Here is a 12,275-nt window from a genome sequence, read left to right as displayed (position 1 = left end):
TCTCAGATTAATTGGCCAAACCAGTCACGGCTCTTCAGTAGTAAAATGGTAACTTCAGCAAGACAAACCGTCTTCAAGTTAAGTCGCTACTTTAGTCGAGCACCCACAATCCTCACGTTAGCTCAGCGACACTAAACAGGGGCAACTGCCATAACACACACACATTTAAATGACTTAGGGATTTTGCGCCCATTTTAGTTTGTGGGCGCGTTTATTCTGGGTCTATCAACAAAAATAACTCTCCTCACTGGTTTACGGCTCAAAATCACAAGAAAAGATTCTGTTAAGTACATGAGACAGTCGAAAAAGTCTCCTGACAAGATAGTTATACTAAATCAAACGGTTTCAGGTGTTTGATTTAGCACTATTTTTAAAGTATTATAAATCTGAATTATTCATAGTATTGCTGATTAGTACGCTAAGTCCTACCCTAGTCAGGTTTAATTCATATTTTTTTTGCACCTTTTAGGTGCAAAAAGATCCCTCCATATGTTAGTGTAAAGTTACCAAAACAATCACCAAACACCTAAGAGGGGCTCCAAATAGTAACTTTACAGAAAAAAAACAATAAATTTCAATACGCAATTAACTGTTTCTAACGACGGCGGCGATATTTCATCGAATTCAGGAATGATTTTGTTTGAAGAATTTCTTCATCATCTAAATTTCCAGCCATTCCTTTCCTCACAACTTAAGTTGAGTGATCAGCGTGCTTATTATACCTATCCTGAGCAAGCTCAAATGACCCAGATGTTACGTCAGCTAGTCTTAGGGTATGCCACTGACGATGCTGCTACGCGCCTGAGACTTGATCCATTCTTTGGTTAACCGGTGACGTCTGTTCAATGAGCCTCTCAGCCGTCTCAATCACGTTTCTTAAATGGACTCACTCAGGCAGATAATAATCAACTGCTTCAGCTTATCCAAACATTAGCTGAACGCTCGATTCAAGAACAGGTCCGCGATAGTCTTATCATTGATATTGACTCTACCCATTCGGATACCTTTGGTCGCCAAGAAAAGACGGATTATAATCCGCATTATCGCACGACGGACTATCATCCGTTGTTAGCGATCGAAGTCGTTTCTGGCCTCGTATTTGATGCAGAGCTGCGCCCTGGAAATGTCTACACGTCGAATGGCATAAGCGATTTCCAGCGCCCTATCATTGACCGCTACAAAGAGCAGCAGACCTGTCTCATCCGAGGCGATAGTGGCTTTGCGATGCCAAAAGTTTACAACTTATGCGATGGTAATCGGACAAATTTACTCATACGCCTCAAAACAAATGCCCGATTAACCCGTTTGGCCGAGTCACGGATTCTTTACGGTGATGAAACTGATTTCACACTGGCAGAGTGTCATTACTATGATTGCCTCTATCAAGAGAACACATGGGATAAACCCTTGCGAGTCATTATTAAATCGACGCGGTCTGCGGGAGCCTTATTATATCGTCATGAATTTCTCGTCACGACTTTCAAGAAACTATCGCCACAGTGGCTCTATCGTTTGTACCAGCAGCGTGGTCAGATGGAAAATCATATCAAAGAAATTACACAAGGGTTTGCGTTTGATAAAACAGACAGCACCTCATTTATCGCCAATCGCGCCAGAATGCTTTTGAGTGCGATTACCTACAATCAATTTCAAATTTTTAAACAATGGGCGCTCCCAGAAAAAGAACACACACGAAACGCCGCAACCATTCGGAACCGTTTGTTTAGAATCGGAGGGAAAATCACGCGCCGTGTCAGAAAGATTCAGTTACGATTAACTTCCGCAAACGTCTATGACAACTTGTTTTGGGAGACGTTGACACACATTCAACATATGCGATTCCAGCTATAGCTTATTCAGTAATAATCAGACGCATAATTTTAAAAAAACTGTGACAGCTAGGAGGAGTAGTGCGCCCATTTTTATGCACAATCAGGGGAATAACAAATATAATCTATCATTAAATTGTAGTTTCAGTAAGAATTCTCAATTTATTAACAACGTTTTAAGCCAGGCTCAATTATTTTCGCGTTCTGAGTCATTTAAAAAAAGTATGAATAATTCAGGTTAAACATACATTTATTAAAATGATGATTCATGTAATATAAATATTTATAGTAAATTTTGAACGTTACAATCATCAAACATTAGGAGGAATTACTATGAGGTCCTTATTAAAATCTAAAGAACTCCGTCAACTACAAATCGTTGAGTATTTACTGGAAACGGATGGTTGGACGACTAATTCAGAACTTGCGGTAATGTTTAATTGCTCCACCCGTATTATTAAAGCCGATTTATCAGAATTAAGGAAACTGATGACCGAACTCCAGTTTGATGCAGGTTATCTAGGTATTCGATTGACTAAAGAGTCAGATTTTGGAGTTCAAGCCGTATATAGCAAACTTCTCAGTGAAACTCTTGTTTTTCAAATTTTAGAAGAAATATTCTCCGATGAAACCTTATCAATTGAGGATTTAGCAGAGAAATTTTAGGTCAGTCATTCAACGGTTTACCGAACAATCACTCAAACAAATGACTATTCTAGAGATAGTCTTCAATGTTATGTCGAAACTAATCCTTGTCGTTTAATCGGTAACGAATAGAATATTCGTTTGTTCTACCGAACTTATTTTGCAGAGAAAAACACTCTTTTGGGCTGGCCATTCAGGGGGATCAATGAAAAACAAATCAATCATAATTTTGACAAAATACTTTCATTCATGGTGACGGACATGCCAATAGACTTCGCCTACTATGAAGATATCAATTTAGTCGTCCTGGTTAATAAAATTCGCTATGATCATCACCACCTTATTGATACAAGCGATGGAGAAATTGAATTGCTAAATGTCTTTTTAAAAATATATAAGTACATTATTCAACCTTTAGGCTTAGTTTCTTCCATGCAAATTAATAAAGAATCATTTTATCAAGTTTTTTCTCCCTATATTCGTAAAAACCTTCCAAGAAATATAAAACAATTGCGAAAAGCAAAAAAGCAATTAAATTGTCATGGTGAAGCGCTGCGTTTTCTGGAAGAATCCCTTTTAGATTTATCCGACAAATGGCAACTGCCACTTAATGTAGATTTTGTTCTTTTTGTCGTTCATGGGACTGCAGTGAACGCCAAAGATCTTTTAAATTCAGATTTAATTTTTTTTGACCGTTATAAGTACTTTGCAATGAAATTCAAATCAAATTTCCCAGAACTTTATCAGGCCATCCACATCATAATTCATAACTTTTGTGTGAAATTAAGTATAGCGACTGAAGACCTTGTAATCAATTACCTATTGTTTACTTTGGTTACTTATTGGGATCGTTTAATTAGCAACTATATTCATAAGAAGAAACAAGTATCCGTAGTAATTCTAAGTGACCGCCATTATACTCACTCAAATATGATTAAAGATTTTTTGGAGCTCGAATTGCCACGCAAGGTGGCGATAGATGTTTACTCTAAAATAAAGATATCAGATTCTATCATTGAAAACTTAAACTACGATATTATCGTTAGCAATTTTATGATATCAACCACTACTACTAAAAAAGTGGTCGTTATCCATGACTTCCCAACCAGCATAGATTTAGATAACATTAAATCAGCTATTAGTTCAGTTCTAATCGATCGAAATAATGATCATCTTAGGAGCATTTCAGCACTATAAGAATTCATATTGCGCTATACTAAACTGAATCGTTTATGAAAGTTGCCCTTAAAGTATCGAGAGGAATTAAACTTTTAAGACTACCATAGCCATCGCTTGTTTGAGGGCTCGTCACTGAAAAAAGTATGATTGATTACACTCTATCCATCGATCCAAGACTCCGATTAGAGTACGCGTTGATTAACGATCTAAAAGCCGATATCATGAATCACAACTATAAACTGTTTTATCTATCATTCGAAAGCATACCGTTTCAAGTCATTTCCGAACGACCTTTACCCCCTTATTTCATTACCTCGAAGCCATTGAGAGCAGCTTAACCCATACTTTATCGAACAGAATGGTGGAAGAAACTAACAACAAGATCAAGACGATTTAACGCAGTGGATTTGGCTACACAAATTTAGATAATATAAGGGCTTGTGTATTCCTTTGTCAAAACTTACAGGCCAAACCTAACAAAACTATTAGACTGCTACTCTTTTCAGGTGAAGAGACTGCTGATTAACGCTTTTCAATACTCGACTAAATTATGCCGCAAAAAAATCCGAAGTTACGAATCATTCTGACTTTCTATAGCTATCGACACTAAAAAATTTTGAACTGATAAAAATCTAGCTTCGTTAGGAGAGCTGAATTTTAGGTTCTTAGAGGTTTTCCTCACCAGTACCCAAGATTATTGAACAAAAAAAGACTATTCGAATTCAAAAATGTGATGTGCCCCCAAAAGTTAGAGTTAAAAATCTAACTTTACGGGGGTTATTTTCATGTCAAAAAAGTATTCATATTAAATGTTGTTCAAGAGTATTTAAATGGCACATTGGGATATACTTTACTCACTAAAAAACATGCCATATCTGACTCTGCTCTAATTGGAAAATGGGTTAATCAGTACAAAACATTTGGGAAGGATGGTCTTAAAAGAAAGAAGACTAACAAAAAGTATCCTTTGAATTTCAAGCTAGATGTATTAAGATTTAAACAAGACACCAGTGCTTCCTATAAAGATACGGCGAATGCCTTTGGCATAACCGAACCGTCCATTATAGCGAACAACGTGCGTGATGCCGTCATTAATTGACTAGCTGCTCTAGCGAATAGTAAAAGAAAATCCATTACTCCAGACCGTGGAAAAGACTTTTCGAAACATCGAGAAGTCACTCAATATTTAGATCACATCTCGTTTTATTTCGCAGACCCTCATGCCCCTTGGCAAAAAGGAATAAATTAAAATACAACTGGACTACTAAGAGAGTACTTTCCAAAAACAGAAGCTTTAACAAGCTATTGAACAGATTACTTGATAAACTAAATAAGCGTAAGTGCTAAGGTTAGAAACGCCTTATGAGCTCTTCTTTGACAAGGTGTTGCATTTAATTTGCCAATTCAAAACCTAAAACAAAAAAAGTGTCAGCGAGGATTTCCTCACCGACACTCAAATTTTTAAACCCTTTAGTATTAATCAAATAAGTCTTTTACTTTATTGAAGAAACCAGGATCATTCCCTTTGATTTCTTCACCAGATTCTTTAGCGAATTGTTTTAATAATTCCCTTTGTTTATCTGTTAATTTCTTAGGTGTAACAATGTTAACGGTAACGTGTTGATCACCTTGGTAACCTGAACGTACACTTGGTGCACCTTTTCCTTTTAGTCGGAAAGTAGTGCCCGTTTGGGTCCCTGCAGGTACTTTCAATTTCACCGCACCATGAACAGTTGGTACTTTAATTTCATCACCTAGTGCTGCTTGACTGAATGATAACGGAAGATTAAAGTATATTTCACTTCCTTCACGAGTGAACTTATCGCTTGGTCGTACTCTGAAGACTACATAAAGGTCTCCGTAAGGACCCCCGTTTTTACCGGCTTCTCCCTGTCCGCTTAGACGCATTTGTTGATCATCTTCAATACCAGCTGGCACTGTGACTTTAACAGAATGATCCACCGTTTCATTACCTGTGCCTGCACATGTCGTACATTTCTCTTTGATTTCTTTACCAGTACCCTGACACACATCACAAGTTGCTTGTGTCATTACGCGACCGAAAGGTGTATTTCTTTCGACTTGTACCGCCCCTGCACCATGACATTTAGAACACGTAACCGGCTCTGTGCCTTCTTTAGCACCTGAACCATGACAGGTATGACATTCTTCTTTACGCTTGTATTTAATCGTTGTTTCTTTACCAAAAATTGCTTCTTCAAAACTGATATCAATCCGATATTGTAAATCGTTCCCTCTTTGTGGTGCATTTGGTCGTCTAGATCCACCAGATTGTCCACCAAAGAAACTTTCAAAGATGTCTTCGAAACCGAAGCCAGCAGCACCTCCGCCAAATCCACCACCACCAAATCCAGCACCAAAGTTAGGGTCATTGGCTGCATGACCATATTGATCATAAGCTGCACGTTTTTGAGCATCACTTAACATTTCATAAGCTTCAGTCACTTCTTTAAACTTAGCATCTGCATCCGCTGCTTTATTAATATCAGGATGGTATTTTTTTGATAATTTTCGGTAGGCTTTTTTTATTTCAACATCTGAGGCATCACGTGAGACACCTAGGACGTCATAATAATCTCTTTTATTCGCCATACTCTACCCCCTCGTATAAGTAATTCATTGCATACTTTATGCATAATCACCTTTGATAGAAAAGCCAAGGGCGTCTTTCACCCTTGGCTTTAATAGCAAAGACGCTAGTTAACATAAAATTAGTCTTCGTCAACTTCTTCAAAGTCAGCATCTACAACATCATCAGCTGAACCTGAAGCGTCAGTTGCATCTTCAGCTCCTTCAGCAGCTTGTGCTTCTTGAGCAGCTTGTTCGTATAACTTAATAGTTAAGTTTTGAACAACCTCATTTAATGCATCACGTTTAACTTTCATATCTTCTAAATCATTTGCTTCAACCGCAGCTTTTAAATCATCACGTGCAGCTTCAGCTTGTTTAATTTCTTCTTCAGATACTTTATCTTTTAATTCGCCTAACGTTTTATCAGTTGTAAAGATTAATTGATCCACTTCATTACGTAAGTCTGCTTCTTCACGACGAGCTTTATCCGCTTCAGCATTTGCTTCTGCATCTTTAACCATACGGTCGATTTCTTCGTCTGTTAAACCTGATGAAGATTTGATTGTAATTGTTTGTTCTTTCTTAGTACCTAAGTCTTTGGCACTTACGTTAACGATACCGTTTTTGTCAATGTCGAATGTTACTTCGATTTGTGGCACACCACGCGGTGCAGATGGGATATCCGTTAATTGGAAGCGACCTAAAGTTTTGTTGTCAGCTGCCATTTGACGCTCACCTTGCAATACATGAACATCTACTGCTGGTTGGTTATCAGCTGCTGTTGAGAACACTTGTGATTTACTTGTTGGAATTGTCGTGTTACGGTCAATTAATTTAGTAAACACGCCACCCATTGTTTCGATACCTAATGATAATGGTGTAACATCAAGTAATACGATATCTTTCACATCTCCAGAGATTACTCCACCTTGGATTGCTGCACCCATTGCAACTACTTCGTCAGGGTTCACTGATTTGTTTGGTTCTTTACCTGTTTCTTTACGTACTGCATCAACAACTGCAGGAATACGTGTTGAACCACCAACTAAAATAACTTCGTTAATTTCTGATTGTGATAAACCAGCATCTTTTAATGCTTGACGAACTGGCCCTTTAGTTCTTTCAACTAAATCATGTGTTAATTCATCAAATTTAGCACGAGTTAATGAAATTTCTAAGTGTAATGGACCAGCATCTGAAGCAGTGATGAATGGTAAGCTGATTTGAGTGCTTGATACACCTGATAGGTCTTTTTTAGCTTTTTCAGCTGCGTCTTTTAGACGTTGTAAAGCCATTTTATCATTAGATAAGTCAACGCCGTTTTCTTTTTTGAATTCTGCTACTAAGTAGTCGATGATTTTCTCGTCGAAGTCATCTCCACCTAATTTATTATCACCAGCAGTTGATAATACATCAAAGACTCCGTCACCTAATTCAAGGATTGACACGTCAAATGTACCACCACCTAAGTCGAATACTAAGATTCTTTCTTCAGCATCAGTTTTATCTAAACCGTAAGCTAAAGCGGCAGCCGTTGGCTCGTTAACAATACGTTCTACTTCTAAACCTGCAATACGACCAGCATCTTTAGTTGCTTGACGTTGTGCATCGTTAAAATAAGCTGGAACAGTGATAACAGCTTTTTCTACTTTTTCACCTAAGTAATCTTCTGCGTAGCTCTTTAAGTGTTGCAAGATCATTGCTGAAATTTCTTGTGGTGTGTAGTCTTTGCCATCCATTTCAGCTTTGTAGTTGCCCTCACCAATGTGACGTTTAATTGAGCTTACTGTATGTGGATTAGTCACTGCTTGACGCTTAGCTACTTCACCAATTTGAATTTCGTCATTTTTAAAAGCGACAACTGAAGGTGTCGTACGGTTACCTTCTGGGTTTGGAATAATTTTTGCCTCTCCACCCTCTAAAACAGCAACCGCAGAGTTAGTTGTACCTAAGTCAATACCAATAATTTTTGCCATAATTTGTTTCCTCTTTTCTTAAATTGTTTATTTATATACGTTTACGCTGATACAATGACCATAGCCGGACGAATGACACGGTCATCTAGTAAATAACCTTTTTGTAATACATTCACGACAACATCGCTTGCTTGCCCTTCTTCTGCCGGCATCGTGCTGACTGCTTGGTGGAAGTTTGGATCAAACGCTTCATTCAACGGATCGATTACAGTCACTTTTTCACGTTCTAGCGCAGTAATTAGTTGCCCATGAACCATTTCGATTCCTTTTTTTAGTGTTAAAGCATCTTCACTTGTTACTTCCGTTGCTAGAGCACGTTCAAAGTTATCGACAACTTCCAGTAGATTTGTAGCTAAACTTTGCGAACGATACTTCGCTGCGTTTTGACGCTCACGTGTATTCGTACGTTGCATATTTGAAATTTCAGCTTGTAGACGTAATACTCTGTCTTCTAGAGCTTCATTTGCTGCAGTAAGTTCAGCTAAGTCATCTTTTTTAGCATCTGTCTCATCTTCTGTTGTAATTGTTTCAGTCGTTTCATTTGCAATTTCCTCTTCTGATTCGATGCTATCTGTTTCAAATAGTGTCTCATCTTTTACAGTAGAGTCCTCGACATGTTTGTTTTCTTCTGTCAATTTTCTACCTCCTCATTTTATATAGTCGTTTAACTAGTAATTGGATAATTCTGTAATCATTTTCTCCATTAAGCCGATAATACGGTGATAAGGCATGGTTGTGGGGCCAATCAGACCCAATGTGATTTCTTGATTTTGTTGTTGAAACTTCCCTGTTACCATACTAAGATTTGCTATCCCATAGGGCGACATATCCGCTCCGAAAAGAACTTCAATTCCTTGATTCCGATTTTCAAGCATATCATACATACTGGCAGAACCATCCACCATCGTAAATAATTTCTTTAAATCTTCTGAGTCTGTTTGGGGCTCTATAAAATCAAATAAATTGTTTTTACCACCAATATGATATTGGCGCCCTTTCAAACTATGAAGAGTTTTCTCAGCTAAGGGAGAAAAATCAAATTGATATGAAACTGCTCGTTGAGTTAGTAATGGTATCGTCAGTTTTAAGCGATGGTAAACATCTTCAATACTTGTTCCTATTAACTCATTGTTGACTATTTCTGAAGCCTTCATCACCATTTCTTTAGTTACTGGATAAAGCGTGACGAACAATTGAGTTTCGACACGGCCTCCGTCTGTAATCATAATAGCAATTAAGTTCTTCTCATTTAGATAAACAAGCTTAAACTCTTTCAGATGATGGGAGTCATTGCTCTGTCCTAAGACAACAGCTGTATAACCTGTTAAAGAAACCAGAATATCGGCAGCCATTTGAGCTAACTGTAAATCATCTGCTTGGCGTTCATGAAATAATTCGGCAATTGCATGATCATCTTCTTCTAAGACTTTCATCTCATCTTCGTGATGGATTAAGCGGTCAACATAATAACGATAGCCACTGAAAGATGGAATTCGACCACTTGAAGTGTGTGCTTTCCTCAGCAATCCTTCTCTTTCCAAAACGACCATATCATTTCGAATGGTTGCTGGACTGACGTTTAGAAGACTCTCTCTTAACAAAGTTTTAGAACCAACGGGTTCTTCAAACTCACTATATAATCTAACGATTAAGTAAAGAACTTGCCTTTGCCTCGGTGTTAACATGTAGATTCGCTCACCTCACTTTGGTTTAGCACTTAAATTATAGGAGTGCTAACATCTATTATATTACACGCTATTCTGGGGCATGTCAAGGCTTTTTCTTCAAATAATACAAAAAACTAGCACTCTTACATAAAGAGTGCTAGCCCGCTGGATCAATAGATACATTTATTTTATATCAGTTCATTTTACAACGTTTAACCAGCCGATGAGTTCGCGAAATACGGTATCTGCGAGAAACAACCCACGATTAGTTAAACGAACAGTCTCTCTTTCAATTATCATTAATTCTTGCGCTACTTGCTTATTAAAAAACTCCCCAAATAATTCAAGCGCTGAATAATAAAATTTGCTTTCAAACTCTTGTAAACTAAATCCTCGATTCGTCCTCAGCGCTAAGAATATGTATTCTTCCATCTGATCGTTTTGATTTAGTGTTAATTGATTGATGATTGGCTTCGACTGTTGTTGCGTTTGTTTCAAATAGTGGTGCACTGGTCCATGATTATAATAGCGTACGCCATCGACAAAACCGTGGGCACCGGCGCCAAAACCAAAGTATGGTTGATACTGCCAGTATTTTAGATTATGTCGTGATTCATAGCCTTTCATTGCAAAGTTACTAATTTCATATTGATTAATCTGATGCTCACTCAACTGTTTAATGGCGAGTTCGAACATATCAGCATCCGTATCTTCATTAGGAATCGGTAGTTTCCCTTCGCGCATTAATTGTTGAAAAAGTGTTTGTTGTTCAATAATCAGAGAATACAAGGAATAATGCGGCAATTGCAATTCGAGCGCTTTTTTTAAACTCTCATTAAAATCCTCAAGTGTCTGACCAGGCAATCGGAAGATTAAATCAATGCTTAATGCTTCAAAACCCGATTGACGCAACCAGTCAATCGATTGATAAACATGTCTGACACGATGATTGCGGCCAATACGACGTAATAAATTATCATTAAAGGTTTGAACTCCCATACTAATTCGGTTCACTCCATAATCATAAAGCAACTGACATTTTTCTAGTGACAATTCACCTGGGTTTATTTCAAAGGTAAACTCTGTTTGCTTATCTAACCTCATATGTCTATGGACGCTTTGCATCAATTGATCTAATTCTTGCATACTTAAGCAACTTGGAGTTCCGCCACCGATATAGACGGTGTCCAAAGCCTCATCTTGCTTTAAAGAATAAAGAGACATTTCCTGTTCTAAACCATCCAAGTAACGACCTACTGGTTGTCCGTCGTAAAAGTACTTATTAAATGCACAATAATGACAAATCTTTTTACAAAAAGGAATGTGAATATAAACCGCATCTGCTTGCTTGGTCGTTACCATGAATTCTCTCCTATCCTATTTGACGCTCGGTCCTTGACTTTAACGCTTAACTTATTGAGCTATTGATTTAATTCAGCAAAGTATTCACGGGTATCCACTAAATCTTGATCAAGTTGTTTAATTAGACCATCAAGGCCATCGAATTTAATTTCCCCACGTAAGTAATGGTGCCAACGGACTTTAACATTTTCACCGTAAATCATTTGGTCAAAGTCTAATATAAAGACCTCACACGTTACTGGACGATTTTCGCCGAATGTTACATTATAACCAACAGAGGCCATCCCTTGGTGCCACTTTTCTGAAACAAAGAATTCTACTATATAAACACCAATGCCCGGAAGAAGCTCTTTACTTGTTGTTTCAACATTAGCTGTTGGGTAACCAAGCAAGGCGCTCCCGCGTTTTTCACCATGAACGACAGTACCTGATGTTTGGTATAAATATCCTAGTTCCTTATTCGCGACTTCAATTTGGCCATTTTCTATTTGTTCGCGAATGTTTGTCGACGCTATCTTGTGCTGATTGATTGAAAATTGATCAACTTCAACAATTTCAAAGCGCTCTGAAGCGTGTTTAGGCAATGTCTGCATGTTGGCGACATCTTTCTTACCATAAGTATAGTCGAAACCTGCGACTACCACTTTCGCATTCAAGTCGACAATATAACGATCAACGAAAGTCTGTGGCGCTTGTGAGCCGAAAGCCCATGTATAATCCACTAGATAAAGAATATCAACTCCTAGCCCCGTTAATAAGTCTGCTTTACGCTCGTTTGTTGACAGATAAAACATTGATTTTTCATCAAGTTTCGAATAAACAATTTTTGGATGCTGATTAAACGTCATGACTGCCAATTTAATTCCACGTTTAACTGCTTCTTCTTTAGCAGCTCTAATAACTGCCTGATGGCCCAAATGGACACCATCGAAAAAACCAAGTGCTAATACAATTGGTTCGTGAATGATTTCTTCATCATTATACGGATGACTTAACTCTATAATTTCCATAAGATTCTCGCTTTC

At 37.8% G+C, this 12,275-nt stretch carries 9 protein-coding genes and 1 pseudogene; 4 read left to right on the top strand and 6 right to left on the bottom strand.

Annotated elements, in window-relative coordinates; translation table 11 throughout:
- The first annotated feature begins 567 nt into the window (after positions 1-567).
- The 4 genes and pseudogenes from ACTQ45_RS02570 to ACTQ45_RS02555 all read left to right on the top strand — a co-directional run bounded on the left by ACTQ45_RS02570 (position 568) and on the right by ACTQ45_RS02555 (position 4,752).
- Positions 568-1,851, top strand: a pseudogene (locus tag ACTQ45_RS02570) (IS1380 family transposase).
- Positions 1,852-2,162: 311 nt separating this feature from the next.
- Complete coding sequence (locus ACTQ45_RS02565; protein WP_441762872.1) at positions 2,163-2,495, top strand: HTH domain-containing protein; 333 nt, start codon at positions 2,163-2,165, stop codon at positions 2,493-2,495.
- 120 nt (positions 2,496-2,615) lie between these two features.
- On the top strand, positions 2,616-3,671 hold the full coding sequence (locus ACTQ45_RS02560) for a hypothetical protein (protein WP_441762871.1): 1,056 nt from the start codon (positions 2,616-2,618) through the stop codon (positions 3,669-3,671).
- Between the two features lie 784 nt (positions 3,672-4,455).
- A complete protein-coding gene (locus ACTQ45_RS02555) occupies positions 4,456-4,752 on the top strand; it encodes a helix-turn-helix domain-containing protein (protein ID WP_441763025.1) in 297 nt (98 codons plus the stop codon).
- A gap of 377 nt (positions 4,753-5,129) precedes the next feature.
- On the opposite strand, the gene dnaJ is transcribed toward ACTQ45_RS02555, so the two are convergent.
- The 6 genes from dnaJ to ribF all read right to left on the bottom strand — a co-directional run bounded on the left by dnaJ (position 5,130) and on the right by ribF (position 12,260).
- Positions 5,130-6,266 carry a molecular chaperone DnaJ gene (dnaJ, locus tag ACTQ45_RS02550; protein WP_441762870.1) on the bottom strand — a complete coding sequence of 379 codons (1,137 nt, stop codon included), beginning with the start codon at positions 6,264-6,266 and terminating at the stop codon, positions 5,130-5,132.
- A 119-nt stretch (positions 6,267-6,385) separates the two neighbouring features.
- A complete protein-coding gene (dnaK, locus tag ACTQ45_RS02545; RefSeq protein WP_441762869.1) occupies positions 6,386-8,221 on the bottom strand; it encodes a molecular chaperone DnaK in 1,836 nt (611 codons plus the stop codon).
- A gap of 41 nt (positions 8,222-8,262) precedes the next feature.
- Complete coding sequence (gene grpE, locus ACTQ45_RS02540; RefSeq protein ID WP_441762868.1) at positions 8,263-8,856, bottom strand: nucleotide exchange factor GrpE; 594 nt, start codon at positions 8,854-8,856, stop codon at positions 8,263-8,265.
- Between the two features lie 33 nt (positions 8,857-8,889).
- On the bottom strand, positions 8,890-9,906 hold the full coding sequence (gene hrcA / locus ACTQ45_RS02535; protein ID WP_441750402.1) for a heat-inducible transcriptional repressor HrcA: 1,017 nt from the start codon (positions 9,904-9,906) through the stop codon (positions 8,890-8,892).
- 180 nt (positions 9,907-10,086) lie between these two features.
- On the bottom strand, positions 10,087-11,250 hold the full coding sequence (gene hemW / locus ACTQ45_RS02530) for a radical SAM family heme chaperone HemW (protein WP_441762867.1): 1,164 nt from the start codon (positions 11,248-11,250) through the stop codon (positions 10,087-10,089).
- A gap of 59 nt (positions 11,251-11,309) precedes the next feature.
- Positions 11,310-12,260 (bottom strand): riboflavin biosynthesis protein RibF, encoded by a 951-nt coding sequence (gene ribF / locus ACTQ45_RS02525; RefSeq protein ID WP_441762866.1) that lies wholly within the window; start codon positions 12,258-12,260, stop codon positions 11,310-11,312.
- Between the last annotated feature and the right edge of the window lie 15 nt (positions 12,261-12,275).

Source organism: Fundicoccus sp. Sow4_D5, assembly GCF_052116365.1.
GTDB lineage: Bacteria > Bacillota > Bacilli > Lactobacillales > Aerococcaceae > Fundicoccus.
Note: the sequence above shows the minus strand (reverse complement) of the source record. Positions and strands in the feature narration are given on the sequence as shown.